Annotated in this window: 27 protein-coding genes, 1 tRNA gene and 8 pseudogenes; 20 read left to right on the forward strand and 16 right to left on the reverse strand. The window is 58.9% G+C overall.

The window, feature by feature from the left end; all coding sequences use genetic code 11:
* Positions 1-140: 140 nt before the first annotated feature.
* From AC0L20_RS38005 to AC0L20_RS38015, 3 genes and pseudogenes are all read right to left on the reverse strand, one after another.
* Positions 141-362, reverse strand: coding sequence for a hypothetical protein (locus tag AC0L20_RS38005; RefSeq protein WP_473251376.1), 222 nt, complete (start codon positions 360-362; stop codon positions 141-143).
* Positions 363-744: 382 nt separating this feature from the next.
* Positions 745-1,320, reverse strand: a pseudogene (locus AC0L20_RS38010) (anthranilate synthase component II).
* Positions 1,321-1,361: 41 nt separating this feature from the next.
* A pseudogene (locus AC0L20_RS38015) lies at positions 1,362-1,670 on the reverse strand (chorismate-binding protein); the annotation flags it as partial.
* A gap of 218 nt (positions 1,671-1,888) precedes the next feature.
* Between AC0L20_RS38015 and AC0L20_RS38020 the strand changes: the two are divergent.
* The 9 genes and pseudogenes from AC0L20_RS38020 to AC0L20_RS38060 form a co-directional block, all read left to right on the forward strand.
* A pseudogene (locus tag AC0L20_RS38020) lies at positions 1,889-2,154 on the forward strand (chorismate-binding protein); the annotation flags it as partial.
* Positions 2,153-2,290 (forward strand): annotated as a pseudogene (locus tag AC0L20_RS38025) (biotin synthase BioB); the annotation flags it as partial. The pseudogenes AC0L20_RS38020 and AC0L20_RS38025, both read left to right, overlap by 2 nt.
* Before the next feature lie 44 nt (positions 2,291-2,334).
* Entirely contained in the window at positions 2,335-2,541 is a 207-nt protein-coding gene (locus AC0L20_RS38030; RefSeq protein WP_473251377.1) for an aspartate 1-decarboxylase, read from the forward strand.
* Positions 2,511-2,708 (forward strand): aspartate 1-decarboxylase, encoded by a 198-nt coding sequence (locus tag AC0L20_RS38035; protein ID WP_473295393.1) that lies wholly within the window; start codon positions 2,511-2,513, stop codon positions 2,706-2,708. Before AC0L20_RS38030 ends, AC0L20_RS38035 begins: the two co-directional genes overlap by 31 nt.
* A gap of 53 nt (positions 2,709-2,761) precedes the next feature.
* Positions 2,762-3,884 (forward strand): annotated as a pseudogene (locus AC0L20_RS38040) (8-amino-7-oxononanoate synthase); the annotation flags it as partial.
* 396 nt (positions 3,885-4,280) lie between these two features.
* Positions 4,281-4,913 carry a dethiobiotin synthase gene (gene bioD / locus AC0L20_RS38045; protein ID WP_473295394.1) on the forward strand — a complete coding sequence of 211 codons (633 nt, stop codon included), beginning with the start codon at positions 4,281-4,283 and terminating at the stop codon, positions 4,911-4,913.
* Positions 4,910-5,191 (forward strand): annotated as a pseudogene (locus AC0L20_RS38050) (aminotransferase class III-fold pyridoxal phosphate-dependent enzyme); the annotation flags it as partial. The gene bioD and the pseudogene AC0L20_RS38050, both read left to right, overlap by 4 nt.
* A gap of 576 nt (positions 5,192-5,767) precedes the next feature.
* Entirely contained in the window at positions 5,768-5,953 is a 186-nt protein-coding gene (locus tag AC0L20_RS38055; protein WP_317245078.1) for a hypothetical protein, read from the forward strand.
* Positions 5,954-6,566: 613 nt separating this feature from the next.
* A complete protein-coding gene (locus AC0L20_RS38060) occupies positions 6,567-7,139 on the forward strand; it encodes a GNAT family N-acetyltransferase (RefSeq protein ID WP_473295395.1) in 573 nt (190 codons plus the stop codon).
* Here AC0L20_RS38060 and AC0L20_RS38065 read toward each other — a convergent pair.
* Together AC0L20_RS38065 and AC0L20_RS38070 are read right to left on the reverse strand one after the other, a co-directional pair.
* Positions 7,087-7,209: pseudogene (locus tag AC0L20_RS38065) on the reverse strand (ATP-binding cassette domain-containing protein); the annotation flags it as partial. The gene AC0L20_RS38060 and the pseudogene AC0L20_RS38065 overlap by 53 nt on opposite strands.
* 178 nt (positions 7,210-7,387) lie before the next feature.
* Positions 7,388-8,529 (reverse strand): annotated as a pseudogene (locus AC0L20_RS38070) (diaminopropionate ammonia-lyase).
* Here AC0L20_RS38070 and AC0L20_RS38075 point away from each other — a divergent pair.
* Positions 8,473-8,646: a hypothetical protein gene (locus AC0L20_RS38075; protein ID WP_473295412.1), complete on the forward strand. Its 174-nt coding sequence runs from the start codon at positions 8,473-8,475 to the stop codon at positions 8,644-8,646. The pseudogene AC0L20_RS38070 and the gene AC0L20_RS38075 overlap by 57 nt on opposite strands.
* Before the next feature lie 384 nt (positions 8,647-9,030).
* On the opposite strand, the gene AC0L20_RS38080 is transcribed toward AC0L20_RS38075, so the two are convergent.
* From AC0L20_RS38080 to AC0L20_RS38090, 3 genes are all read right to left on the reverse strand, one after another.
* On the reverse strand, positions 9,031-9,468 hold the full coding sequence (locus AC0L20_RS38080) for a MarR family transcriptional regulator (protein ID WP_473295396.1): 438 nt from the start codon (positions 9,466-9,468) through the stop codon (positions 9,031-9,033).
* Between the two features lie 64 nt (positions 9,469-9,532).
* Entirely contained in the window at positions 9,533-9,694 is a 162-nt protein-coding gene (locus AC0L20_RS38085) for a hypothetical protein (RefSeq protein WP_473295397.1), read from the reverse strand.
* 69 nt (positions 9,695-9,763) lie between these two features.
* Positions 9,764-10,021 carry a hypothetical protein gene (locus tag AC0L20_RS38090; RefSeq protein ID WP_473295413.1) on the reverse strand — a complete coding sequence of 86 codons (258 nt, stop codon included), beginning with the start codon at positions 10,019-10,021 and terminating at the stop codon, positions 9,764-9,766.
* A 106-nt stretch (positions 10,022-10,127) separates the two neighbouring features.
* Between AC0L20_RS38090 and AC0L20_RS38095 the strand changes: the two genes are divergently transcribed.
* From AC0L20_RS38095 to AC0L20_RS38120, 6 genes are all read left to right on the forward strand, one after another.
* Complete coding sequence (locus AC0L20_RS38095) at positions 10,128-10,595, forward strand: DUF6894 family protein (RefSeq protein WP_473295409.1); 468 nt, start codon at positions 10,128-10,130, stop codon at positions 10,593-10,595.
* A gap of 41 nt (positions 10,596-10,636) precedes the next feature.
* The gene (locus AC0L20_RS38100; RefSeq protein WP_473295398.1) at positions 10,637-11,275 is read left to right on the forward strand and encodes a hypothetical protein; all 639 of its coding nucleotides are present in this window, start codon (positions 10,637-10,639) and stop codon (positions 11,273-11,275) included.
* A 157-nt stretch (positions 11,276-11,432) separates the two neighbouring features.
* A complete protein-coding gene (locus AC0L20_RS38105; RefSeq protein WP_473295399.1) occupies positions 11,433-12,755 on the forward strand; it encodes a DUF2235 domain-containing protein in 1,323 nt (440 codons plus the stop codon).
* Positions 12,756-14,202: 1,447 nt separating this feature from the next.
* Positions 14,203-14,487: a PilZ domain-containing protein gene (locus tag AC0L20_RS38110; protein WP_473295410.1), complete on the forward strand. Its 285-nt coding sequence runs from the start codon at positions 14,203-14,205 to the stop codon at positions 14,485-14,487.
* A 404-nt stretch (positions 14,488-14,891) separates the two neighbouring features.
* A complete protein-coding gene (locus AC0L20_RS38115; RefSeq protein WP_231188961.1) occupies positions 14,892-15,179 on the forward strand; it encodes a helix-turn-helix domain-containing protein in 288 nt (95 codons plus the stop codon).
* Entirely contained in the window at positions 15,176-16,459 is a 1,284-nt protein-coding gene (locus AC0L20_RS38120; RefSeq protein ID WP_473295400.1) for a type II toxin-antitoxin system HipA family toxin, read from the forward strand. Before AC0L20_RS38115 ends, AC0L20_RS38120 begins: the two co-directional genes overlap by 4 nt.
* Before the next feature lie 823 nt (positions 16,460-17,282).
* Here the strand turns inward: AC0L20_RS38120 and AC0L20_RS38125 are convergent.
* The 3 genes from AC0L20_RS38125 to AC0L20_RS38135 form a co-directional block, all read right to left on the reverse strand.
* Positions 17,283-17,504, reverse strand: coding sequence for a hypothetical protein (locus tag AC0L20_RS38125; protein WP_473295401.1), 222 nt, complete (start codon positions 17,502-17,504; stop codon positions 17,283-17,285).
* Between the two features lie 2 nt (positions 17,505-17,506).
* The gene (locus tag AC0L20_RS38130) at positions 17,507-17,671 is read right to left on the reverse strand and encodes a hypothetical protein (protein ID WP_473295402.1); all 165 of its coding nucleotides are present in this window, start codon (positions 17,669-17,671) and stop codon (positions 17,507-17,509) included.
* A gap of 97 nt (positions 17,672-17,768) precedes the next feature.
* The gene (locus AC0L20_RS38135; RefSeq protein ID WP_473295403.1) at positions 17,769-18,071 is read right to left on the reverse strand and encodes a hypothetical protein; all 303 of its coding nucleotides are present in this window, start codon (positions 18,069-18,071) and stop codon (positions 17,769-17,771) included.
* A 535-nt stretch (positions 18,072-18,606) separates the two neighbouring features.
* On the opposite strand from AC0L20_RS38135, the gene AC0L20_RS38140 reads away from it, so the two are divergent.
* Positions 18,607-18,786 carry a hypothetical protein gene (locus AC0L20_RS38140; RefSeq protein ID WP_473295404.1) on the forward strand — a complete coding sequence of 60 codons (180 nt, stop codon included), beginning with the start codon at positions 18,607-18,609 and terminating at the stop codon, positions 18,784-18,786.
* 247 nt (positions 18,787-19,033) lie between these two features.
* A complete protein-coding gene (locus tag AC0L20_RS38145; protein ID WP_473295405.1) occupies positions 19,034-19,189 on the forward strand; it encodes a hypothetical protein in 156 nt (51 codons plus the stop codon).
* A gap of 798 nt (positions 19,190-19,987) precedes the next feature.
* Here AC0L20_RS38145 and AC0L20_RS38150 read toward each other — a convergent pair.
* The 3 genes from AC0L20_RS38150 to AC0L20_RS38160 all read right to left on the reverse strand — a co-directional run bounded on the left by AC0L20_RS38150 (position 19,988) and on the right by AC0L20_RS38160 (position 22,241).
* Positions 19,988-20,062, reverse strand: a tRNA-Val gene (locus AC0L20_RS38150).
* A gap of 155 nt (positions 20,063-20,217) precedes the next feature.
* Positions 20,218-21,516 (reverse strand): hypothetical protein, encoded by a 1,299-nt coding sequence (locus AC0L20_RS38155; protein WP_473295406.1) that lies wholly within the window; start codon positions 21,514-21,516, stop codon positions 20,218-20,220.
* Between the two features lie 119 nt (positions 21,517-21,635).
* Positions 21,636-22,241 (reverse strand): DUF1134 domain-containing protein, encoded by a 606-nt coding sequence (locus AC0L20_RS38160; protein WP_007606270.1) that lies wholly within the window; start codon positions 22,239-22,241, stop codon positions 21,636-21,638.
* Between the two features lie 139 nt (positions 22,242-22,380).
* Between AC0L20_RS38160 and AC0L20_RS38165 the strand changes: the two genes are divergently transcribed.
* Positions 22,381-22,866, forward strand: a complete 486-nt coding sequence (locus AC0L20_RS38165) for a YHS domain-containing (seleno)protein (RefSeq protein WP_473295411.1) — start codon at positions 22,381-22,383, stop codon at positions 22,864-22,866.
* 13 nt (positions 22,867-22,879) lie between these two features.
* Here AC0L20_RS38165 and AC0L20_RS38170 read toward each other — a convergent pair whose 3' ends face one another.
* Positions 22,880-23,707, reverse strand: coding sequence for a 3'(2'),5'-bisphosphate nucleotidase CysQ family protein (locus tag AC0L20_RS38170; RefSeq protein ID WP_473295407.1), 828 nt, complete (start codon positions 23,705-23,707; stop codon positions 22,880-22,882).
* Positions 23,708-23,877: 170 nt separating this feature from the next.
* On the opposite strand from AC0L20_RS38170, the gene chpT reads away from it, so the two are divergent.
* On the forward strand, positions 23,878-24,531 hold the full coding sequence (chpT, locus tag AC0L20_RS38175) for a histidine phosphotransferase ChpT (protein ID WP_027565198.1): 654 nt from the start codon (positions 23,878-23,880) through the stop codon (positions 24,529-24,531).
* Between the two features lie 14 nt (positions 24,532-24,545).
* Here chpT and AC0L20_RS38180 read toward each other — a convergent pair.
* Positions 24,546-24,803, reverse strand: a 258-nt coding sequence (locus tag AC0L20_RS38180; RefSeq protein ID WP_473295408.1) for a hypothetical protein, incomplete at its 5' end; no start/stop codon positions are given.

Raw genomic sequence — 24,803 nt, forward strand, 5'->3', positions numbered from 1 at the left:
CCACGTCTCGAGGGCCGCGTAACATTCATCCCGGCAACGTCGGCCCGACGTAGTTCAACACCGATCGGGACATCCCCTACGCGCACGACTGCCGGCCCCATTGCGCCTGAACAGAAACGTTTGCCGTTCCGCGAAGATAGCTAACCACCGACGAGGCGCGGATAGAATAGCGTCTCATCCGCAGTCCAGTCGAATGACCGTGTGACCTTGAGCTCGCCGGACGAGGTCCGGGTGGCGGCGGTAAATCCTTGGCCGGTCAGCTCCCTGAAGCGCTGTTCAGCCTCGGCCAGCCCGTTCGGGTCGGTTTGCTCAAACATATGTCGAGTGTCGCCCGTATGGTCCATTACGATCTGAGTGGCCATGAAAGAGAACTCCGCAATTCTTGCCCCTGAGGCGAAGAACCTTGCAGCCCGGAATAGTGTTCCTATGTCGCTCAAAAATTTGAGTTTTCTCACTGACGCGAGCGTAACCCATGGGGCACTGCACGCTTTTTCGAGAACTCGTCTGCGGCTCGCGCTGGAAGGACGCCTACATCGTTGCTGCCGGGCCTCGCTCCAGGAATCCGCGTAAGTTCTCCTTGTCACCCTAATTGCGCCATGCCCGATGCTTCTTTCTGATGACGATGCCGCTACGCGGTGGCTCCCTGCAATGGGCCAGCGGCTTCCTCCATTTCGTGCCGCCTCATCCGAGTGACGACCTCGCCACGAGCCAGGAAGGATCGTTCCTGGTATCCGATCGTCACGCTTAGGAAGTCTCTGCAAGCCGCAGAAAATTCATGAGCAAGACGTGCCCTTGCTGCGTAAGTATCGACTCTGGGGAACTGCACGCCATAGGTTGGTTGATGGCGATGTGCAATGGCCATGATCGCGCCTTCGTCCGAACGCGCGGTGACCGTGAGGTGCGGCGCGCAGGCCTAATCGAGCTCGACAACGAGAGAATGGTGGCGCCCGACGCAAAGTGGAAAGGGGAGGTCCTTGAACAACCCAAGGCCATCATGCGTTACGTACGAGGACCGGCCGTGCATAGGGCGACGTGCACGCGCGACACGTCCGCCGAAAACGCTGCCAATACACTGGTGTCCGAGGCAGATGCCGAGAATCGGGAGCCGCCCAGAAAGTTCGCGGACGACGGCGGTAGATATTCCGGCTTCCGTTGGCGTGCATGGACCGGGGGAGATAACGATTGCGCGCGGCTTGAGGCGAACAAGATCGCTGAGCCGACCACGTCGTTCCGGAACACCTCAGTTGCTTGACCTAACCTGCGGAAATAGCGCGTAATGTTGAAGACGAGGGAGTCGTAGTTGTCGATGATGATGATCAAAATCCACCGGGTGTTTTAGCGCCAAATGCATCAAAGATGCGCTACGCCTTCGCGAGCGTCTCCTGGTATTCGGCCTCTGGCTCTGACATCGCGGTTATACCGCTACCGGCGTGAAACACCGCTTGTTAGTCATTGATCGTGACAGTGCGGATCGCATTACTCGTATCCATGTGCCCGTTGAAACCGATGAAGCCGATCGCCCCGCAATAGACCTCTCGCGCCATAGCCTCGATGTTCCTAATAATTTCCATCGCGCGGACCTTCGGTGCCCCTGTGATGGAACCGCCGGGGAAGCAAGCCCGAAGTAAGGAAACGGCTAATGCGCTCACCGATGGCCTCAGCAATGCGCCCCGCAGTCGTCGCGTTTTGGTCAGGGCCAATCATAGATTATCTACCGCAAAATCAGGGCATGAGTAGGTCGCATCGTCTAGTCTGACTCCAGACCGACAGTTCATAGATAATTTCTCTGATTATCTATGATGGAATGCTAAGGCAAGTTGGGCCTGATTCTTGGCGCTAAATAGGACGATGTGACGAATCATGGGTGCCGCAGGAGCGATGTCGCTAGTTTACAGCCCTGCTGCGCTACGGCAAGCTCACCATTGCGTCGAGCTCGCCGGAACCGTTACTGAAGCTTGACGGACGACAGGTCGAAACGCGACCCATCAAAGGTACGATCGCGCGATCCGCTGATTCCAAGGAAGACCAGCGCCGCGCTGGTAGGCTGGTCGCATCCGAAAAGGACCCGGCAGAGAACACTATGATCGTCGACCTCTTGCGGAACGACTATCTCGCGTTTGCACTGTGGATTCGATCGACGTTCCTTCCTTGTGTGCAGGCCCTATGCTTTCTAGCCGGCGCAAACTTAATCTTCATCGGCGATGTGCTGTTGACGACTAAGAACCCGCAGCGCGACCGTGATGCCAACTTGCTGGACCGGCTCGGCATCTCGTGCGGGCCTACTAAATGAAAGAGGCAGCGCGCAGCTGTGCCGTAACTTGAGTGAAAGTGACAATGCAGATTATCTCGATGAAAGGCAAAATCCATCGCGTCTGGGTGACTGGAGCCGATCTGGACAGCGATGGCTCGGTTTCGAATGATCGTGCGCTGCTGGATGCGGCAGGACTCCTGATCCACGAACGCGTCGAGATCTACAAGATTGAAAGCCGGGGCGCTTCGCGACCTATGTGGTGGAAGCCCCCCGCGGATCGGGCTCCATAGATTTGAACGATGCGGCTGCGCGACTCGCGATGCCCAGAGGCAAGGTTATCGTCGCGGCATACGAGTCGCTTGACGAGACGGAGGCAAGACCTTTCAAGCCGCCCGTTGTGTTCGTCGATCGAGAAACTCGCATTCTGCCAGGTCGAAGCCAAGAGGCCGATATTTGAGCTTGCTCTAGGCGGCCAACAGACTTTCTTGCGCGATCCTGGGAGCTTGAAGAGTGACGTTAAGCCTTGCGGTCAAAGTTGCCGACTATGTCGCGCAGTTGCAGGCCCTGAACGAAGACGACCGTCTTCGCTGCCTCAAGCCGCGCAGTGGGGCAGATTTCACATCGAGAATGATTATCTGGCGCTGGCGAGCGCGCCGCGCATGAAAAAGGCTGTCACGGCCACGCTCGAGGCGGGCACCCCGGTCGGGCCGGCGGGTCGCGGCTCCTGCGTGGCAATTGCGAAGAACAGTCGAGGCGGAAGCAGCTCGGTTCTTTGGGGCGGAGGCGCGCTTTTTTTCCCGCGGGCTATCTCGCAAATCTTGCAGCCTGACAACGCTGCCTCAGCGGGGTGATCTGCTTGTTCTCGATTCTCTTGTGCACGCAAGTGTTCATGAAAGGGGCGCGTGCTGGCCGGGCCGAGTTTCCTCTAACCGCCCACAATGATACTCAATCGGTCGAAAGCACAATTTGTGACTGGCGGGCCACGGGTGGAATGGGCCGCGTCTGGATCGTGGTTGAAAGTGTCTACAGCATGGATGGCGATTTCGCCCCGCTCAAAGAGCTGATCGCGATCGCGGATCGATATGATGCGTTTGTCGTAGTGGATGAGGCCCATGCCACGCGCGTTTACGGGGAGCAGGGCGAGGGCTCACCGCGCCTTATGAAAGGCGCGAGAACCTCTTGGTTGTCCATACCTGCGGCAAAGAACTGGGAGCGGCCGGGGCGCTTGTCGTGGCCTCGGGCGTGCTGCGCGACTTCATGGTCAATCGTTGCCATCCATTCATCTTCGCCACCGCGCCCTCACCATTGATGGCCGTCGCCGTGCGGGAGGCACTCTTCATGCTGCGGGAGGAACCAAAGCGACAGCAGCGGCTGGCCAAGCTGATCGCGTTCACGCATCGAGAGATTGGCGCGCCCAGTGGGCGAAGTTCCTCGGAGTCGCAGATCGTGCCCTATCCTGGGCGACAACGCGCGTGCGATGCGGCTCGCATCGAGACTGCAGGCGCGCGGTTTCGATATTCGCGCAATCCGGCCGCCGACTGTGCCGGCGGGCACGGCTCGTCTGCGAATTTCACTGACGCTTGCGGAGGCTGACGTGCGTGCAATGCTCGATGCTATGTTCGAGGAGACAAGAGATGGAGCTCGAGCAACAGGTCGTGGTGACCGATGCGGAGTACCGGATGAGATAGACGTTTTTGCGGCCGGGCTCACCCATCTCTTCGGTGCAATCCTGCTGCGAACCGATTCAGGCCGGCGTGGCAATAGGCAGTGAAGGGGCTCCAGAACTTAGACGCCTCTCGTGCTTTGCTCAGGCAGACCCAGAAGCCTCGAGGCTTGTGAGATGAAAGCTTTGCAATCTCCTGATTAGCTGCGGAATTCGGCAACGACCTGCCCAGCATTGCGGAAATTCGGCTCAGAGTCCGGGCAACATAGGACGCAAAGATGAAGACTTCCGGCCGACCAAGGTCGGAGCGGACAAGGTGCGTTCAGGGCTCGGCGCGTTTATTGAAGAGACGAGAGGTGAAGCTCGATGAGTCAGCGGATCGTGGTGACAGGCACAGACACCGGAATCGGGAAAACGGTGTTTTCCGCGGGGCTCGCCGATCTCCTTGGCGCCAACTATTGGAAACCGATTCAGGCCGGTCTCGAAGGAGACACTGATGCCGAACTTGTCGCGCGGCTCGGCGGTCTCTCGCCCGATCGCATCATGCCGGAGCTTTACCGACTTCGCACTCCCGTTTCGCCACGTCAGTCCGCTGAAATTGACGGAGTTCGCATTGAGCCAGATTCGCTCAATGTGCCAGACACCGGGGAGCGACCGTTGGTGATTGAGGGCGCTGGCGGCCTGATGGTGCCGCTCAGGGGCGATACACTCTACATTGATGTGTTCGAGCGATGGCGACTTCCAATCGTGCTTTGCGCGAGCACGGCACTTGGCACCATTAATCATTCGTTGCTGTCGATAGAGGCTCTGCGAAAACGCCAGATCCCCATTCTTGGGATAGCCTTCATTGGGGAACCCAATCCTGAGACCCAGATCGCAGTTCGCGAGATTGGGCGGGCGCGTTGGCTAGGGCGATTGCCCTGGCTGTCTCCCCTCGCGGCAGACACGCTGCAGGCCGCGTTCAAAACCGCTTTCCATGCCGATCAATTCAAGCAATGACGACGAAGCCGAAGTCGCCGATCTGGCACCCGTTCACACAACATGCGCTCCAAGAGGAGATGACAAAAGTTGTGCGGGGAGATGGCGCTTATCTCTGCACCTCTGACGGTCGCCGAATTATCGGTGCTATATCATCCTGGTGGGTGGTGACCCACGGTCACTGCATTCCACATGTCGTGAGCGCCAACCAGGAACAGGCAGGCAAGCTCAACCAGATCATCTTCGCAGGCTACACCCACGAACCGGCGGAGGAGCTTGCTGCGCAACTCTTGAAGCTCGCAGGGGGATCATTCTGCTTCACGACGCCGAGGCACATACCGCCGCGATGAAGCCCGCCTTCCTACGGTACCTGCACGACAATGGCTATCACGTCGTTCAACATCGTTCCGACGGCGCCGCTGCAGAGGAATGCCGATACGCCTTGATGGCGGAATGTCACGATGGCGCAGATTGGATATAATCCCGAACCAACTAAGCCGTCCTTCATGCTAGCCGGTGCAATGATGAAGGCGGAATCGCGCCTGAGCCGGCAAGCTCCCGTCATAGGAATGTAGGAAAGTGACGTAAGTCACTTCAGACGTCTGCCTCATCCGTGCCGTTTACGCGCCGACAGGAGTGGTAGGCGCGCATAGCCGCTACGAATCGTCCTCGTGCAGCACTTCCTGATTTTGGGATGGCAGAAGCCTACCGCTTATGCCTGAGCGATCTTCCGCGACGTTCTCACGGAGTAACGCGTGTCCGCAAGCATAGAACAGTCTTTCAACAAACAGATCGTAAAGTGATCCAAGTGAACGATAGAAACGTCTCGCGCGATACGGCCTGACGATGCTCTCAAAGCATTTAACGGCAATGCGATGGCAGGCGGTGAACCCGGCTCATCAGGACGGGATGTTGTCTATTCGAAGAACACGAGAGAAGCCGGCCTCAATCGCGAGCTCAACGACCAAGTTGCACGCGTTCGTCGGGCGTCCGTGATGTTCTTCATCGGCGCGGCAACAAATGGCGCGTCCGATGAGAAATTAGAAAAACTGATTATCTAAACACTACCGAAAACAGTGTGCCATGGACTCGCGTGTTCCACGATTCTCTGAGAGCATAGATGCCAGCAATGACGGCGGTAGGGGCGCTCATGATCCCCAACAACAGCTTCGACAAGGTGAGTAATTCAGTTATTCCCGCGGACGGATGAGCGTTTTTTCCGCCACGCGCGCAACCACCGTCATGGGACCGTCAAATGTGATTGATCGAGACTGGATCCGGCAAATCGCGGGTCGGCCTGCCGTTCGAGCTTTCTACGAGGGGGGGAGAGTAGACCCTAATCCGTGAGCCTGTTCGCAAGCGGTTAGCCTCGCTCCTGTAACGTCCGCGCATGAACACGATCCGCCCGATGTTGGGCGACACGCAAGTCCAAAGAAGAAGAGACTGCTCCGTGCGATCATCACGATGTTCGGCAAGTTATCTTTCGAGTTTCCCAGATATTTTAGCTTAGCTAGGAGCGACACAAAGACGCTATCACCGCGGTGTGAACTAAACGTCATCTGACCTTCAACCCTGCGGCATATCTGTTTTGGATCGGGTGCTGCGGCAGGCTCCTGCCCCGATGCCGCCGCTGGACCAGGTCGTACATTGGTAAAACTTGAAAGAGGATGTGACATGGTGACCACGCGTGAAGTCTCTAACGGCGACGCTACAACGGTGACTCACATGGTTGCCGCCCTACTTGCCGAACTTGAGGGCGGACAAAAGCAGGGCGGACCAGATACCCAGCTCGTTGTCGACCTCTTGGCCATGAAAGAGCGCGTCCATGGGTTTTTGGCCTTCACGGAGTCACGCCCGGTCGGCCTCATTATGTTGTCGGAAAGCGCCGCCCTTTTTGCGGGCGGAACCTACGGTATTATCACCGAACTCTACGTGGTGCCGGATCAGCGGTCGTCTGGGGTCGCGATGCGTCTCATTGAGGCTGCGGTGGGCCTAGGGACGGTAAAAGGCTGGGGCCAGCTCGAAGTGGGGGCGCCGAGGCAACCAATGTGGAGCCGTAGCCCCAACTCAGCATTATACCTGAAGGCCGGTTTTGCAGAGATCGGGCCACGCCTCAAGTTGCCGTTACACGGCTTACCTGGTCAACGTGCGAAACGTGATGCTGCCGGCAGCTCGCGGTTAGATCCTCGGCAGCAACGCGCACTGAGCCGCTTTCGCTCGGATTCGACTTCTGCGAGATTTGCGTGAGCGTCGATTTGCCGGCGCCCGATTGACCCGCGATGAAGTTTGTAGTGCCGGGTTTGAGTCCGGCCGACAAGTCAGAGAGAACCGGCGCATCTCAAACCCCTCATTGTGAGTGAGCCAATCCGCGTGCCCAGCTCGAAGGGACATGAACCCCTGCGCGGCGATGAGCCTTCTGTAAGGGCGGAACGCTGGCCAGTGTCCCGAGGCGTACGGATGGGACGGGCTTACGAAAGGCTCACGAGCTCGCCCCATCAGTTGACCGGTTTAATATTCTTCGAGGTCACTTGCGCTGGCGTCGCGCCGATGAGCTGTTCGTACAGGAGAGGATCTGTCGCGCCCTCGGTGTTGATCAGAAAGACCCGTGCATTGGGTCCAAGACCGACCTTGCCACGCAAGGTCAGGTCAGAAGCAGCCTTCAGTAGTGCTGCGAGGCCAACACCACCATTTTCGCCTGCAACGACAACGGGATCGCCATCCTCGGATTTGCCAGTCGTTTCATCACGCTGATTGCGTCCTCGTCGTCGACAGTCATAAAAGCATCCGCCGTGCGCGAAAGGATGCGCCAAGCGACGAGCGAAGGCTCGTAGCATTCGAGCATCGCCATCACGGTCGGTTGCCCATGATCTACCTTGACAGGATGACCGGCGCACGCGCTTTCGAAGAGGCATGCTGCCCGCGAGGGATCGACAACTGGGAAGAAGGGGCGGTGTCGCCCAACAGAATTGATAGATGTCCAGCAACGGCTGCGGCGATGCCACCGACGCCTGCCTGGAGGAAGACGTGCGTCGGCGGCTCCGGCAACTGGCGTAGTGCTTCGCTCGCAAGTGCGGTATATCCCTGCATTACAAAACGTGGGATCCGCTCATAGCCGGGCCAGGACGTGTCAGACACTGTGATCCATCCTTCTTGTGCCGCAACTCGCGATGCTTGGACGACAGAATCGTCATAGTTGCCGTCGACACGGATCATCTGCACGCCAAAGCGGGCGATGGCGGCGATGCGCTCGTTGCTCACGCCTGAATGAACGAAGATGACGCATTTTGCGCCAACGAGCTGGGCACCTTGGGCAACTGATCTGCCATGGTTGCCATCCGTGGCGCAAGAGACCGTCATACGTCTTGCCACGGTCTTTACTTCAGCTGTGTGCAGCTCGGACGCGTCAAGATGGCGACCGAGCTGCCGAGTTGCTTCCTCGAGCACCAGGGCATTCACTGCATAGAACCGCCTAAGGCTTTGAAACTCCCAAGCCCGAGACGTTGGTCTTCGTCCTTTAGATGGATCGAACCCACTCCAATCTCGCGGGCAGAGCCTGGCAAAGAAATAAGAGGGTTTCCTTGTGACCATCGCGATGGTTGAGAAGCCGCTCGACCTCCTGAGCTGCTTCGAGGCTCAACGTGTCGGCGTCCGAGGCATCGAGGGGCGTGCGATGGTCGATGGGCTGTTTGAGGAGAAACATGGTTTGGCTTTTCTTGGGAGCGCTTTGCATGGAATACTTCAGTTAGAAAAATAAAGTTCCGCCTTCTGGAATCATTTTTTGCAAGATTCATACCCGAGGGAGAGCTCCTTGATCAGCTTGGATCCTCGAGCCGAAAGTCGCAAACGATACGGCGCGTTCTGCAGCATAGAAAAATCGCCCTATTGGCGTCATACCTGGCAGCGGATCGGCTGCTTCCTGAACCTGTCACAACCAGCGGGCCTTCGGTCGTGAAGACCGACCACAACCACCTTCCCCACGGTTCTTTAAGAAAATCTTGAACATGGGAAATTGATTAGACATGAGCAAGGCACAATTTTCGAAAGTTGTTTGTTTTTGGTCCTAAGAACTCCAGAGCGACTTTCAAGCGAGCTTTCTTTAGGCGATTCCTGGGTGCTGTGAGCCTATCAGCGAACTCGGTCAATTCGCTAGTGCCGAAATCGCCAAAAACAAATTCGCGAGTGCTTCCTGTTGTGCGGCGACGCTCACGAGATGCTTGAAAGTCTTGTCCGTCAGCGACATCTTTACGACCCGGCCATCGCGTGCGCAGGGCTTGCGCCGCAGGAAGCCGTTTTTCTCGAGCAGCTTTGATTGGCTCGTAACGAACGAAGGCTCAACGTGCATCAATTTGGCCACGACGTTGACCGGGACACCGCCTTCTCTGTCCAACTCCGTTAAGGCCATCAAGATCATCCACTGTGGCCCAGTAATGCCAAGTACATCGCCGCGGAATTGGCGAAGTTCCTCCAGACACAAATTGATCGATCTGATCTCCCACGTGAATCGCCGGACCACTTCCTGAATCTCGGCAGAGCTACCGGCGAGCTGTCTTGCGGGGCTGGGTAAATCCGGCGGCATCGTCTGTCTGTCTCCACTTAAGCAGATTTAGGGACAACGCTGTCCGCGCGAACCCAATCAAACTTCACAGCGCGCTCAGATCGTCGGGGCTCTTCGCCAAACTCCCGATCAGCTTGGCGTCGCTTGAACCGCCGATGGCTGGGTCGTCGTAGCGGTTAAAAGCGACGCGACGAATCCCAGCTTGCGCGAAAGCGCCGCCAGCCGAGACCACAGCAGCGTTCTGCATAAAATAACTAGACAACTTCGCCGACCATATCGCTTCATCGAAATACGCGTGCGCGCTCCGCCAGCTGGCCTAGGAAGGCTGGACAACGACCGCCATGCTGCGCACCCCGCAGACCGGCCGATCCGTCCGCCGCAAGATCCGGGGCCGCCCTTCGAAGATGTCTTCGGCAAAGCGCTCGCGCTGGCCTTGCAGACCCCAAATGCTTCGCAATTTTCGGACAATCAGTGTGGTGAAATCCGTCGAAAGAAGCGCTCGAACGCGGAATTTAAGCGTCAACGCGGCACTCGTTGCATTGATCAATATCGACCTATCGTTACTGTACAGCATCGAACGTCGCCCTGTTTCACGAATCGACCGTTGCGTAGTCCCAATTGGCGGTGCTCGGTGCCTCGTGCCCAGCGTGGTATACGTCTGCGAAAATCCGTTCACGTTTATGTTCGATTGGAGTTCGCCCTTGGGACGTTTCTACTTTCACCTACGTGCCGGCGACGAGATTACGCTCGATGAGGAAGGAACAGAGCTGCCGGATTTATCTGCGGCTGAGGGTGAGGCCGTATTAGCCGCGCGCGAGCTTCTAGCTGAAGGGATCATGAGCGGTACGCCAGAGGTGTCGGAGGTTTTGGTCATCGCAGATGAAGTGGGCGACCGCTCAGTACCGTACCCTCGCAACCGTTCTGCCGAGGCTCTTAAAGAAGTAGGGTGCTCAGTTTGCGGTCTGAGCATCACCCCGATACAATTGCCAGTCCCCAGTATCCTTATTGCAGAGTTATCGGCCTGCCGTAGGGCACCGCCGCGCGCCACACGGCTGGTGATGGTACGACCAACAGCAAGGCAAGCGAGCGCCGGATCGCGCGGAAGACTATTTCTTCAGGCGGACGCCCCTTCAATCTCCGAGTCGTGATCGGTTATGCCTCGGTACATGCCAATCAAGTTTCTTGACGGATGGATATGATTGCGCTTGCAAGAGCAATTTTGACGACAGCATTTGTCCTGGCGAGTTTGCCGGTTCTAGCCGCCAACTGCGATCCGACAGACGTGCAGAGCAACACGGACTCTTGCAGGGACGCCTGCCGTTCATCAGGTCATCAACCTGAATGCAACGGCAGCGGCACCATGGATTTAACATCTCAAAGTAATGACGGCGCAGGCGTCGTGCTCGGTTTCGAAGTTTGTCATCCCGACCGAAGCGGCAAGGATAAAGCGAAAGATGAAGTTATTGAGGCCTGTTACAACGCAGATCATCCTACAGTCGTCAAGATTGCCTGCGCTGTCTACGGGCAGTGTCGGTCCCAGGCACCTCCGCCAGTCCCCACAATTAAGAGCACCGACTTCAATCTGAAAATGTTCACCGCCAGTGGCAACAGACAGGCGGTTATCGCCGAATTTGATATCGCCTGTACCGGTACGTTCCAAGGGATGACGGTCAACTATCACAGGCACGGCAAAGTCTTCACTCTCATGAACACGTACGCAGTGGGAGTGATACCTTCGATGGGAAGTTTCACATCAAGGTCACTGCCTATGACTGCACCGTTCGTGATGCCTCGAAACATACCTATGAGGTCGCTGGCTCTGTTTTGATTTTGACGTCGCCGTAGAAATGGCGTGCTAAAAGTAAGCGCTGGCTCATCTATTTCGATGCGATGGCGGTGACAGCCTGCGTTCGGGAACATTACCTAAGTAGAAACTACCAAATCTGACCGCATGACGCGGGCTGAATGAAACTCGGAGTCACATCATGGCTATCCGCTCTGCGATTGTCGGGATCTTTCACTCTAGACTCTGGCGGTTGATCGAGAGAGGAGCGCACTGGCTCGCCGTCTTGCTTGCCATCGCGGCCATCGGCTGGATCTGGGTGCGCCCTGCGGAGAAAAGTGGCGGTCAGCCGAACTTTGCAGGCGCAGAACAGCAACAAAAGCGCCTCGTGATTTTCCTCGACGGCACATGGAATAGCATTGACAGCAACACGAACGTTTGGCGCATGCGGGCGCTGTGCGCAGGTAAAGGCAAAGATGACAAACCCCAGATGGTCTATTACGAGACCGGGGTGAATGGTTTTCTTGGCGGCGTGTTCGGCCAGGGGCTGGATGAAAATATCCGACTGGCTTACGAGTGGCTTGTCGAAAACTATAATGATGGCGACGAAATCTACATTTTCGGATTCAGCCGCGGTGCCTTTACCGCCAGAAGTCTGGCTGGACTTGTCGCGCTCGAAGGCGTCCTGAAAGCGGGCTCACCTGTCGGCCTTGGTCAACTGTTTGCTCGCTACCAGAAGGGCAACGAAGAGAGCATCTGGACACTGAAGGACAAAGAAGCGGCGGGAGACGCAAGTAAGCTAACACCCGAGGAACATTCCCTACTCAGATATTCACAACCCGCCAAAGTTAAGGTGGTCGGCGTGTGGGATACGGTCGGATCGGTTGGTTTGGCCGCGGGGGATATTCCGCACATTAGCCGCTCACAATTTGGCTATCTGCAAACGGGATTGTTCCTGCCAATCCAAAACGGGTACCACGCACTCGCTATCGATGAGCACCGTAACGACTTCGCTCCCACGCTGTGGACCATTCATCACACCAAAGATGGAAAAGGGCCGCCGATGCGCCCGCTTGCCGCCGTTGAACAACGATGGTTTGTGGGTGCCCATGCCAATGTCGGAGGCGGCTATGAAGACGATCTGCTCAATCAGGCTCCGCTGCGCTGGTTGATGCAGAAGGCGGAATTGCACGGGCTTTCGTTCCGTTCAGAAGTCACGCTCGATGGAGATGCCCTGAAGGCGCCGGTCATGGATTCGTATCACTCATTCGCCGAGGGGTTCTACGCGCGTGTCACACCTGCTCTTTACAGGCCTATCGGCCCAGAGCCCGAGGTCCGTGATAATGGCACTCACACCAATGTCAACGAGACGATCGATGTCAGTGTCTTTCAAAGGTGGCGCGCCGACCCAAAATATCGTCCACAGAACCTCGTCGAGTGGTCACGGCGCAGGAACGTTGATCCTGCTCAGCTGCAGACTTCCGTACGGGCTGACGATCCTCGCATATCGGTGCCCGACCAATAGGGTTCGCCTAATTTGGTCCAAAACTAATACTGGCAGCCGAATTCGAATCGGCAGTCGCCTATTTGAAAATGAAGGGCCTAAATCTGTGGAACAGGATGTAGGTGGTTTGAGCCCACCCAACTGTACCAAGGCTGCGGATAACTCCGCGCGTTCTCAGCATCTTATTGATACACCAAGAGGATTTGCGCGGCCTAAATACAAAAGGCTGCACAAATGGCGTTACGAATGGTTGCGTTGAATAGGATTGCTGACGGTCGTTGGTTTGCTCGCAAGGTCATTGACCTGCCGAACTTTCATCCATTGGCGATGTTCATGAGAGTGCCAAGTCGCGCATACCATACTCTTGCCCACCCCATTCACCCGGCGCTCCGGTGGACACGGCTGCGCAATCACGACGGTTAGGCGTCTCGCCCCTCGTAAGGCGCCGGATTAGCCAGGGCTGAAGATCAAGCAGAGCAGGATCGCCGCCACGACCAATGTCCAACCGATTGACGTGGCGAGAGCCCATACTTGGATTGGCATCGAACGAACTCTCCCGACGACACTGCTGGCGGGGGACAGCGGCCTCTTGAAGTTACCTCAAACCCTGTTCGAGATAAAAGCCCTTACTTGGGGACCGCCAGAATCAAAAGCCGGACTCGCCACTTGTGAAGTCAAAAACGATCTCAGACCTATGATCTTTCGCCCGTGCCAAGACTACTGTAGAGGCGTCCATTGCGCGCAGAGGGCGATCGAAAGTGAGTAGTAGCAATCGGCGCTCAAATTGGACGGCATCAGCCTAGTTGTTTACGAAGCCAGATGGGCTTCGCGTCGCGATTGTGCCGCGCCCAAGACGTCGCCGCGTTCGACAGTCCTGCTCTGCATCTGAACGCAGGTGCTCTACTCTACTGCCGATTAGCGATCGCGTCCCCTTACGCGCCACAGGGTTGAACGGTGCGGGAATGCGGCGCACTGCTCGCTGATCGTGCTGGAAACCAGCGGCCCATTGGGAGACCAGCAGGAATTATGCGCCGTATTTGAATAATCTTTCATGATGAGCCGGCGAACCGAGGAATTACCTGATCTCTACTCCTCGCCAAAATTGAGCTCGTTCATGGGCATTGTTGATCTTGTCAGCAGCAGCTTCTGGTGCCGTCGGCAACTGGAGTTGCGCAACTCTGCTTCCGCTCGTCTTCACGTAAAGTGAGTTGGTCGGTCGTGTTGCCATCTTTGTAGACGTCAATCGCTGTGGTCCCGGAGCTTCTCCAACTACGTCGCTCAAACCCGCACGAACCATCTTCGGAAAGTGGTGGCGAGAGCTGCGTCCGCTTTCAGTATCTTTGCTATCGTATCAAGCCGACAGATATTTTGCCTCTTGGTAGTTGTCATTTTCATTTGATTGCAGATGCGAGGCCAGATGAGGAGCAATTTGACTCCGCTTCGCCCGGTCTGGACTGAAAGCCATTGGATGTGGGATAAGCGAAAATCAAAGCGCGTTCACTTCGAGCACAAGTACCGGGCAACCCTTTTAGGTCTAGACGGCACGTGGCGGCGCGATTGCATTCTCATCGACGTTTCCGACACCGGAGCACGCCTTCGAATGCATGGATCGACAGACGTGCTCAAAGCTCGCCAGTTCTTCCTGCTGCTTTCAACCGTCGGATTAGCTTACCGACGATGCAAGTTGATTCGACTGGACGGCTCGGAAATCGGGGTCCAATTTGTAACCAACCGGAATATTCGCCCGGGCTAATTGCCAGAGAAACCAAATCCGGTTCGAATTGATTCAATGAGGAGGGTCGTCCTCCCAATTCACTCCTGAATCGACGCTACCTGGCAGCAGCGATGCCCCTCATCTGCGTTCTCATTGTAGGGGCGGTCCATCCCGGGTATCGAACCCTTATGCGATTGCCTGAACGGCGCCCGAGAACATGCCGTGCAGCGGTCTCAGGACGTAGTGCTCCCCGTAGCGCTGCAGCGGTATAATCGTTCCGGAACACGCCATATCGCCCAAATGCGGACTACCTGCTTCGAACAGTTGGGCACTAAGTCAGCATTTGATGACATTCAACTTTGTCATCGATCGCTGACATTCAGAAATTGTCAACGAATGCCGACTTGTGCTAAAGTAAGCGAACGTAGACATTTGGATGTCCCATGCTCATACGCACACCGGCCGAACTCGGCGCCATCCTTCGCGACCGGCGCAAGAAGCTCAAACTCGATCAATCGACGTTTGCCAAGAGCATTGGCGTCAGCCGCCAATGGGTGATCGAGGTTGAGCACGGTCACCCGCGCGCTGAGCTCGGGCTGATCCTTCGCGCCCTCGACGCCCTGGACATCCGCCTGGATGCGGGCACCGAACAAACGCCAGCCCGCGGGACCACCAGGCCAGCCGTCGATATCAACGCCATCGTGGCCAAGGCCAGGAAAAAAAGGGCATGACGAGCGAACTTGTTGCTCTGCTCGATGATCGGGAAATCGGCCGCGTGCGCAATGACGCCCGCGGCCGGCTCAGCCTTGTCTATGACAAGGACTGGCGCCGGGCCGAGGGAGCCTATCCGCTATCGCTGTCCATGCCGCTCGCGGCCGAAGAGCACGGTCCTTCCGCCGTGCAGGCCTTCCTCTGGGGACTACTGCCCGACAACGAGCGCGTGCTGGAACGGTGGGCCCGAAGATTTCAGGTGTCCGCGCGCAACGTGTTTGCCCTTATTTCCCATGTCGGCGAGGACTGCGCGGGTGCTGTTCAGTTCGTCACGCCCGATCGGCTGGGCGCCTTGCGAAGCGGGGCCGAAGACAAGGTCGAATGGCTTGATGAGACGGCGATCGCCAAACGCCTGCAAACCTTACGCGAGGATCACGCCGCCTGGCGATTGCCGCGCGATGCCGGACAATTCAGCCTTGCGGGTGCTCAACCCAAAACCGCCTTGCTTCTGCAAAAAGGCAAGTGGGGAATTCCCTCTGGGCGCATTCCGACCACGCATATCCTCAAACCGCCGACCGGCCATTTCGATGGACACGCGGAAAATGAACATATCTGCCTCATACTTGCGCGCAGTCTCGGTCTGCCCGTCGCCGACACCCAGGTGATGCGTTTCGGAAAGGAAATCGCCATTGTCATCGAGCGCTACGACCGGCAGTTCAGTGGGAACGAGATCGTCCGTGTCCACCAGGAAGATATCTGCCAGGCGCTCGGCATCCTGCCGACCATGAAGTATCAAAACGATGGCGGACCAAGCCCTGCCGATGTGATCGAGCTTTTGCGCACCTACTCCACGGATCGGGTCGCCGACGTTGACACGTTTGTCGACGCGCTAGGCTTCAATTGGCTGATCGCGGGTACGGATGCGCATGCCAAGAATTATTCGCTGCTGCTGGCCGGAGGCCCTCATGTACGGCTCGCCCCGCTCTACGACATTGCCAGCATTCTTCCCTACGATGACGTCGATCTGCAGAAGATCAAGCTCGCGATGAAAATCGGCGGTGACTACAAGCTCAGCCAGATTAGTTTGCGCGATTGGCAGAAGTTCGCGCGCGAAACGCGGCTCGATCCTGACAAGGTGATCACCGGACTGATTGCCATGGCCAAGCAGCTTCCCGATATTGTAGCCGCTGTACGGAAGCAAGCCCGGAAAGACGGATTGGACAATGCCATCATCGGGCGTCTCGCCGAGCACCTGATCGCAAGAGCCGGGCAATGCCGTCGACTCCTCGGTCAGGCATAGGTTCCGGCGGCCGCCGCCAGCAGCATGATCGAAATGTCGTTGTCGATGCCAATGATGATCATGATCGGCAGCACCAGCATCAGCACCACCGTGATCGGCATGCCGATGTCGATGTCGACATCGACGATGTCAGTGGGTGCTCGCGATCCGTGGCAGCCGCGTAGTCGCTGCGGGTAGCATCACCATACGGCATGTCCTTCAAAGCTCCGACGGACAGCGATTTCTCCTCTGCGGGCTTTTCTAATTCGGCAGGACGCTCGTAGGTCGTCTTTTTGACGCGGCCCCAAATCAATGACGTATAGGCGTCTCGCCCCGCTTAGGGGCCGCCGGATTAGCCAGGTCCGAAGATCAAATAGAGCAGGATCACGGCCACGGCGACTGTCCAGCCGATCGACGTAGCGACAGCCCATACTTGCATCGGCATCGGATGGCCCTCCCGATGAAAGCTAACGAAGAGGCCGCTGGCGCTGGACAGCGACCTCTTGGACCCGCCTCAAAATGTCTTCGAGATAAAAACCCTTACCCCGGGTCGCCACAATCAACGCCGGACTCGCCACCCTGTGAAGTCAAAATCGATTCGAGGGCCAATGGAACAATTGTGACGTTGCGAGAGCGACACACCTAACAAGCTAGGCATGGTACTGGTAAAAAGTTCTGACTCGGGCGGAAGCCAACCAATTTGCCAGAGACAATGAGCGAAACTGCCTGGCGCATAAGCCGGGAATAATTTGTGGGCTATTTCACAATGCTGATATTTGAAGTGGGGTAGATAAGCGTTCGCCGCCCGTCGAGGCTGGGCCGCAGGCGACGACGGCGGACCGTCCTATTGTTGAGGATTGCCGATGTCGAACGCGCCTAGACGGTAATCTTCGCCCAGCGATTGGTCGGTCGTCGGCCGGGCAATCAAGGTGAATGTCGCGTCGGGGTAGCGGGCCCACACCTCAATGTCCCCTGAAGTAACGGTTAGATATCCGAAGAAGCACTTGTATCGACCCGGCTCCGTTATCCGGCCGATTTTGTCCCAATTGATCTTGTTAACGCGCATCGCTAGCTCCACTCGTTCTCAGGCAGCGAGCCGGGCGGAGCTTTAAGTTCTTCGAGGCCGACTTCGATCACCGCCAATTCCTCTTGGATTGCTTTGGCCGCGTTTTCTGGGTTGATGCCCGACACGGCTTCTAACTGGGCGAGCACCTTGCGCCGATGCGCCAGCAAGTCGACTAGAGCCCGTCGGGTCCCGCAGTTTCACGTAGCCAGTGACGATCAATTCCATGGCTTTTGACACGTTCGTCATTTCCCACCGGTTTGCGGGTTATCGGGGGCGGCTAAGTTCTGTCAGACCGGCTGCGGTCATACGATATTCGACACCTTCGCCGGTTGAGCGTCGCTCCATCCATCCGTTTCGTAAAAGAGCGAGCGTTGTTCCGGGGTGATCGGGAAGCGTCGAAGAAGACACCCAATCGCGGTCACGAAGAGGGTCGAGCATTTGCCGGTGATACTGATTAAAAAGCGGCCTGCGCGGGCGTTTGGTTTCCATGGCCCGTTTGTTGCCATCGCATTGTTTACGATCAATTACGGATCGGGAACAGCCGGCAATCTTTTCTAAGTGGGTCATGGATATTGTTCTGCGGCATGGATCACGAGGACGCATCCCCTTGGTTCGTTCCGGCTCTCAGGCGAAGCTACGCTCGTCTAGCAGCGTGGATGACGCGCGGTAACCGCGCGCCTGAGCCCAGCCGCTTGCCGCAGCTGCCGCGCTCAGAGCGGCCGGCTCGCTTTCCCGACCCGCCGCGGCGGCCAGTGCCGCCGCGCATTTAGGCATTGCAGGCATCGCGAATGACGAAGCACATCTACGCGTCCGTGATTGCCGGACGAAGAGGAGCGGAATTGCTCTCGCTCTTTGGCGCAGATGCCATAGCTGAGGAGCGCGGCGAACGGCGAGGCCGCACCCGCCAAGCGGTCTACCCTCGCTTGCAGCGCTTTCAAAACAGCGGGGGCGAGCGAGTAGGACGAGTGGGAAATTCTTTGCTCAGTTACTAGAGTATCGTCCGTTCGCCCGGCTGAAGTAACCCTCAACCGATATATCGAAGGTTCAATTGCATCCGCTTCAAAAGGCATCAAGCTGTAAGTGATCGCATTGAGGTCGACGGATGACCAGCCCGACTGATGACGAATTGCGCACCGCTGTCACCGCCGCCATTGAGCAGTGGAAGACTTCGCGCCAGCTTCCCCACCTGTCGCCGAACGATTGTGAGACGTTGAACAAATTGATCATCACCGGACTTCAAACCGTGCTGTTCCAGCGTGCGAAGGCCTTCGACAAGCGCTAAACACCGGCGGAATTCGACGACACGATCTTTGATCGAAGCATGCGCCCGAAAGCCCGCGTTCATCCAAGCAAAGCCGATCGAGCAGAAAGGCGGCGCATCACAAGGGTCAAACGCCGCCGATCGCCGTGGTTGCAATGCTAAATGGTCTTCGCCGACTGACTGGGGGCAGCATGGTTAAGGATTTCGCAATACGGTCATGGCACTTACTTTTGTAGGAGTTGCCGGCTGTAACATGTTTTGGAATTTCATGAATGACTATATGGCCTGCGGCCTTGCGCTGGCGGCATCAGTTGCAGCCGGCTTTTGCGCTGAGCGCATCTTCATCGAGCGGTCCCGTCGGGAGATGATCCGCCTCCACGGCGCGGACTGGCATTCGGCGAAGAACCGACAGCTCGGCTCATGAGCGTCACCCGTCGCACGCTCGTCGTTTTCATCATCCGATTGTTCGCATTCGACCGGAGGGCTTACGCCCGATGATCAAACTGGTCCATCCATTCCGATTCGCTCGCATGGAGCGCCTGCGAGAGCTGCTTGAACGGGACTACGAAATGGCAGTTGATCCGAATGCGGGCGTGAGCACCACGAAGCTGGTGAGACCCGATCCGCCAATGCTCGATGCAGGTTTGGTACTCGGTCGTGATCCAGGAGGGTGCGAGCCGGGTCCTTCGTTGTGAGCCATACGAGCGCTACGGCACCGCAACCGGTCAATACGCCCGAGTAGCATCACGATCTGGAAGGGCGATGACCATAAGCCGACCCCGAGGTAGCGGGATGCGAAAGCGAACTCCCCGGCTCCATTAGTCCTGCCACAGGGGTCTCGTCGTAGTCGTCACTATCGCCGCCAGCAGGGTAGTCAAGGGGGGCGATTCGAACCAAGTGGGGCGCGAGGTTCAACGGCAACAGCTGGAGGAGAACCAGTGCACGAGCTGGCAACCTGATGATTGAAGGCGGCCCTATGTGGTAGTCCCTCACCGGACGGCGGGTCGTCACTGGAAACCAGCACTGTCTGCTCTGGCGACGCGGTCTCGAAGACCATTTCGAGCTCGCCACTGCCGAGCTGACGCGGCGGCAACTCATGGCTAGGGCGTCGACCACGAATTTTGGGTTGTTAGTATCAGCGCGTGCCCAGGCTGTGCCCCAATCTTTTCGGGGCACACATGAAGGGAATGAAAGCGCTAAGTGTCTGCAATCAGTGTGAAAATGGTGGGCGCACAAGGGATCGAACCTTGGACCTCTCCCGTGTGAAGGGAACGCTCTCCCGCTGAGCTATGCACCCGAAACCATCATGCAGGCGACCCGAGTTTCGGCCGCCGGCGCTTTGGAGCCCGCGATTTAGAAGTGCGGGCCGAAGGTGTCAAGTTTCGAGGCGCTGCCGGGCCGGAAAACCTTCACCGGACCCGCAATTCGGCGGCGCGACCGTTTTCGGGCCGCCTACGCGCCCTGCTGGCGGGCGCGGGAGGCGTGGGCTTGGAGCGCGCGGATGCGTTCGGCCAGTGTTCCGCCGCCTTCGGGCAGGGTGCCGGCGGCCGTGCCGTTGGTCGCGGCGTCATTGGCCGGGCGCGGCGCTGGCCTCGGCGGCTGGCCGGCCTCGGCCGCAAGCAGGGCCTCGATCGGCGAGTTCGGCCCTTCGAGCTGCATCGCGAGCTTGGCCACTTCGGCTGCGATGTCGTTGATGCGTTCGCGCAGCAGCGCGTTCTCCATCCGCTCGGTCGCCCAGGAGCTCTCGGCCTGCTGCTGGATCGCGTTGATGTCGCGCTGGAGCTTGGCGCGCTCGTCGCGGGCGGTGCGCAGCTGCTCCTCCAGCGCGGTCTTTTCCGCGCGGATCGATTCCATTGCGGCCGACGATTTGCCGCCGCTCAAGGCCGCGATCTCGACGCGCAGCTCCTTGATGGTGCGCTCGGAACTCTCATTGGCCTGGCGGAGCTGGTTGTTCTCATAGTCGCGCTCGGCGAGCAGCTTGCCCTGCGTGGCTAGGCGTCCCTCGAGATCGCCGACGCGGCCCGACAGCATCTCGGCCTCTTTCACCTGCAACATGAGCTGGCGATCGAGGTCGGTGACGCGCTGGCTCAGATTCTCGACGCGGCCGCGGGCGTCGCCGAGCTCGCGCGAGGCGGTCTCGGATTCGGTACGCTCCTGCGCCAGCCGCGCCTGCGTCGCGGCAAATTCCTTTTCGGCGTCGCCGACGCGGTTCTTCAGCTCCTCGATCTGCGCACGTACCACAACCAGCTCGACCTGACGGCTCTCCGCCATCATCGAGCGGTCGGACAGTTCGGAATTGATCTTTGCGAGCTCGCTCTGCTTGTCCGTCAGCGCGATCTCGGCGGCACGCAGGGCCGCGGTCTTGGTGTTGAATTCCTCTTCGGTGGCGCGGAGCTGCTCCTTCACCGCCTTCTCGCGCGCTTCGAGCGCGAAGATCGTGGCGTTCTTCTCGCCGAGCTCGATCTTCATGCGGTTGATGGCGTCGCTCTTCTTGCCGAGCTCGGCGAGCTGGCTCGTGGTCTTGTTCTTGAGCTGGTCGACGCTCATCTCGAGGCGCCGCGCCGACATGGCGAATTCGGCGCGGAGCTGGTCCTTGTCGGCCTGGATCTCGGCCATCGACAGTGGCGTGGCGGCCTCGAGCCGGCGCGTGGTCAGGCGCACGGCGCGGTTATGCACCAGCGGCACGATCGCGAGCCCGCACAGCATCGAGAGCAGGAAACCGATCGCCAGGTACATGATCGGTTCGACCATGGGCCAGAACTCCCAAAGCTAAGGAAAAATTTACCAAGGACATTGCATGCGGGGCCGGCAAAAAGCCAGCCCCGACATGTCGTTAACCTTGATCCCTCGCAGCAGGGGAAAGCGGGACGCTAGAACGGGTTCCAGGTCGCGCGCGGGGTGAATTTCAAATAGCCGATATTGGCTCCCAGCCGCAGGCCGAGGCCCGAGCGGATCGGCACCAGCACGATGTTGTTGGCGGTGAGTGCCGTCATGCCGAAGCCGCCGATAATGTAGGCCGAGCCGTCGAGGCCGGCGAAGCGCTGGTAGATTGCGTTGGTGGCGGGCAGATTATAGACCAGCGTCATGGTGCGCGCGCCGTCGCCACCCCAGTCGAAGCCGAGCGAGGGGCCCTGCCAGTAGACGCGCAGGTCGCCCGCGTTCTTGGTGTAGAGCGTGCCTTCGCCGTAGCGCAGGCCGGCGACGAAGGCGCCGGACCCTTCCTCACCGAGGATATAGCCGTTGGGCAGGCCCCATTGGCTGACCGCCTTCTCGATGATCGAGGCGAGACCGCGCGAGACGTTGCCGAAGAAGCGGTGGCCGGCGTTCACGAGTTCGTCCGGCCCATAGGTGCTGGGCGTCGGGGTCCGCTGCGGCGGCGGCAAATCGGGCGGCGGCGGCTGCTGGGCGGAAGCCGGAATGATCCACCCGACCATCGCGGCAAGCGCGACTGCGGCAAGGCGTGATGCGAAAGTCATAAAAGAACCCCTGGTATCGAATCCGGTCGCTTCCTTAACCTGACGCCAACAGGCGCGGCTCTAGGTTGCGCCGGATGTCCCCTCGACTCGGATGTTATCCGCAGCAACTATGACGGCAGAACGGCAGGAAGCCAGCCCTTTGCGCCCCGGAATTGCCTTGATCGGCCTTCTGGTCTGCATGCTGTCGGGCATTTGGATCCTCTGCGCGGGGGTGCCGGCGCAGGCGGCCACCACCGAGCGGATCGTCGTCAACCGCTTCAGCGGCGTGGCGATCGAGGGCTTCGACCCCGTGGCCTATTTCGTCGCTGGCACGGCCGTGCAGGGGACCGCCGAGTTCGAGGCGAACCTGTGGGGCGCCGTCTGGCGCTTTCGGAACGAGGGCAACCGGGCCTCGTTCCTGGCACATCCCGAGGTCTACGGGCCGCAGTTCGGCGGCTACGATCCGGTCGATATCGCCCGCGGGGTCACCATCGCCGGCAACCCCCGTTTCTTCGCGATCGCGGCGCAGCGGCTCTATCTGTTCAGCCGGGAAGCCAATCGCGACGGCTTCGCCGCCAATCCCGAGCGCTTCCTCTACGAGGTGGGCAAGCGCTGGCCGGCCCTCGAGGACAAGCTCAGCCAGTAGCGCCTTTACGATTTCAGAGTCTTGCGGCCTGCGGGTCACCCCAGGCGATGAACTCCGGGATGATGAAGCCGCCATCGTGCCGCTCGCCGAAGCGGAGCGCGCCGCCCTTGCCGTCGGTTACGCTGCCGCCGGCCGCGGTCACGACCGCGTAGCCTGCCCCGACGTCCCATTCACAAGTGGGCCCGAAGCGGGGATAGATGTCGGCGCTGCCTTCCGCGATCCGTCCGAATTTCACGGCCGAGCCGACCGTCTTCCTGACGGCGTTGGGGCGGTGATCGATGAAGGCCTCGGTTTGGGGATCTCCATGCGAGCGGCTCACCGCGGCGATCCAGGGCTCTCCCAGGGGCGGCAACTTGCGGGTATGGATCGGCTCGGCAGTGCCGATGGTCGCGCCGTCGAACCTGACCCGCTCGGCGCCGCGGCCGACGATGCCGCGCCAGAGCAGCCCGAGTGCGGGCGCGCTGACGATGCCCAGCAGCGGCACGCCCGATGTCACCACGGCAAGGTTGACGGTGAACTCGTCGCGCCCGGCGACGAACTCCTTGGTGCCGTCGAGTGGGTCGATCAGGAAGAAGCTGTCGCGGAACGGCGGCGAGGCGAGCTGGGTCCGCTCTTCCGAGAGCGTCGGGATGTCGCCCGCAAGCTGCGCCAGCCCGTCCGCGATGATGCCGTCGGCGGCAAGGTCGGCCTCGGTCACCGGCGAGCCGTCCTGCTTGCCGTCGACCCGCATCGCCGCGCGATTGACCGCGAGGATGGCTTCGCCCGCCTCCACCACCAGCGCGGTGAGCGGCTCCATCAGGTGGAAGGCGGCCGCGCCGTCGATGATCCGCTTCACCTGCATGCCTCATTCATCGGCAATTCCATCCCTCCTCAGTGATTCGCCGCGGCATTAGGGCCGCTTCGAACCGATCGCAAGCTAGCTGCCATGGGCTTGCGAATGTTAGAACCAGCAGCATTCGTCAAGCATGCTTGATTCGCCGCGTCCGCGCCGTGCAATTCCAGGAACCCTTTATGTCTGACGCTTCGTCACCCGCTACCGTTGCCGCTCCAGATGCGCTCGAACTCGCTGCGCTGCTGTGCTCGCGGGTCTGCCACGATCTCATCAGCCCTGTCGGCGCCATCGTCAATGGGCTCGAAGTGCTCGACGACGATCCCAAGCCCGACGACCGCGAGTTCGCTCTCGACCTGATTCGCAAGAGCGCGAAAACCGCCTCCGCCCGCCTCCAGTTCTGCCGTCTTGCCTTTGGTGCGGCCGGCTCGTCCGGCGCGCAGATCGATCTCGGCGATGCCCAGACCATGGCGCGCGGCCACATCGAGGACGGCAAGTGCTCGATCACCTGGAATCTGCCGCGGATCCTGCTGCCGAAGAATCGCGTCAAGCTGTTGCTCAACATGCTGGTCGTTTCGCAGCACACGATCCCGCGCGGCGGCACGCTGACGATCGATCCGATCGGCGAGGGCGAGACCATGAGCTTCCGCATCACCGCGACCGGACATAATGCGCGCCTGCCGCAGAACATCTCCGAGCTGCTGAGCGGCGAGCGCGGCCCGGCGGCGGATGCGCACGCGATCCAGCCTTATTATACGCGGCTATTGGCAGAGGCCTGCGGGCTCACTGTGAGGCTCGCGCATGAAGGCGAGGCCATCACCATTATCGCTTCGTAGACACGTCGCAGCTCTCAAACGTTAATCGAATCTTTACGAGGCGCTTCGGCTTGTCCGGAGCGCCTTATCTCTTTGTTGATTCCGTTCTTTTCCACATACTCAACCAATATTAAACGCTTTGCGGTGAAGCTGGCCCCATTCCGAATTGGCGCATCACGTCTTGTGTGCGCGCCCTCCCTGTATGAAGGCCTGTTTTCATGGATGATCTGTTGCGGGAGTTTTTGACGGAAACCAGCGAGAGCCTGGACACCGTGGACAATCAGCTGGTGAAG

This window comes from Bradyrhizobium sp. Kon58 (assembly GCF_055807455.1).

What these genes read in the sequence shown, in the direction of transcription:
- AC0L20_RS38005 (WP_473251376.1), bottom strand. Translation starts at nt 362, where the DNA reads ATGGCCACTCAGATCGTAATGGACCATACGGGCGACACTCGACATATG.
- AC0L20_RS38030 (WP_473251377.1), top strand. Translation starts at nt 2,335, where the DNA reads ATGCAGATTATCTCGATGAAAGGCAAAATCCATCGCGTCTGGGTGACT.
- bioD (WP_473295394.1), top strand. Translation starts at nt 4,281, where the DNA reads ATGAGTCAGCGGATCGTGGTGACAGGCACAGACACCGGAATCGGGAAA.
- AC0L20_RS38055 (WP_317245078.1), top strand. Translation starts at nt 5,768, where the DNA reads ATGGCAGGCGGTGAACCCGGCTCATCAGGACGGGATGTTGTCTATTCG.
- AC0L20_RS38060 (WP_473295395.1), top strand. Translation starts at nt 6,567, where the DNA reads ATGGTGACCACGCGTGAAGTCTCTAACGGCGACGCTACAACGGTGACT.
- AC0L20_RS38080 (WP_473295396.1), bottom strand. Translation starts at nt 9,468, where the DNA reads ATGCCGCCGGATTTACCCAGCCCCGCAAGACAGCTCGCCGGTAGCTCT.
- AC0L20_RS38085 (WP_473295397.1), bottom strand. Translation starts at nt 9,694, where the DNA reads ATGCAGAACGCTGCTGTGGTCTCGGCTGGCGGCGCTTTCGCGCAAGCT.
- AC0L20_RS38090 (WP_473295413.1), bottom strand. Translation starts at nt 10,021, where the DNA reads ATGCTGTACAGTAACGATAGGTCGATATTGATCAATGCAACGAGTGCC.
- AC0L20_RS38095 (WP_473295409.1), top strand. Translation starts at nt 10,128, where the DNA reads ATGTTCGATTGGAGTTCGCCCTTGGGACGTTTCTACTTTCACCTACGT.
- AC0L20_RS38100 (WP_473295398.1), top strand. Translation starts at nt 10,637, where the DNA reads ATGGATATGATTGCGCTTGCAAGAGCAATTTTGACGACAGCATTTGTC.
- AC0L20_RS38105 (WP_473295399.1), top strand. Translation starts at nt 11,433, where the DNA reads ATGGCTATCCGCTCTGCGATTGTCGGGATCTTTCACTCTAGACTCTGG.
- AC0L20_RS38110 (WP_473295410.1), top strand. Translation starts at nt 14,203, where the DNA reads ATGTGGGATAAGCGAAAATCAAAGCGCGTTCACTTCGAGCACAAGTAC.
- AC0L20_RS38115 (WP_231188961.1), top strand. Translation starts at nt 14,892, where the DNA reads ATGCTCATACGCACACCGGCCGAACTCGGCGCCATCCTTCGCGACCGG.
- AC0L20_RS38120 (WP_473295400.1), top strand. Translation starts at nt 15,176, where the DNA reads ATGACGAGCGAACTTGTTGCTCTGCTCGATGATCGGGAAATCGGCCGC.
- AC0L20_RS38125 (WP_473295401.1), bottom strand. Translation starts at nt 17,504, where the DNA reads ATGCGCGTTAACAAGATCAATTGGGACAAAATCGGCCGGATAACGGAG.
- AC0L20_RS38135 (WP_473295403.1), bottom strand. Translation starts at nt 18,071, where the DNA reads ATGACCCACTTAGAAAAGATTGCCGGCTGTTCCCGATCCGTAATTGAT.
- AC0L20_RS38140 (WP_473295404.1), top strand. Translation starts at nt 18,607, where the DNA reads ATGACCAGCCCGACTGATGACGAATTGCGCACCGCTGTCACCGCCGCC.
- AC0L20_RS38145 (WP_473295405.1), top strand. Translation starts at nt 19,034, where the DNA reads ATGAATGACTATATGGCCTGCGGCCTTGCGCTGGCGGCATCAGTTGCA.
- AC0L20_RS38155 (WP_473295406.1), bottom strand. Translation starts at nt 21,516, where the DNA reads ATGGTCGAACCGATCATGTACCTGGCGATCGGTTTCCTGCTCTCGATG.
- AC0L20_RS38160 (WP_007606270.1), bottom strand. Translation starts at nt 22,241, where the DNA reads ATGACTTTCGCATCACGCCTTGCCGCAGTCGCGCTTGCCGCGATGGTC.
- AC0L20_RS38170 (WP_473295407.1), bottom strand. Translation starts at nt 23,707, where the DNA reads ATGCAGGTGAAGCGGATCATCGACGGCGCGGCCGCCTTCCACCTGATG.
- chpT (WP_027565198.1), top strand. Translation starts at nt 23,878, where the DNA reads ATGTCTGACGCTTCGTCACCCGCTACCGTTGCCGCTCCAGATGCGCTC.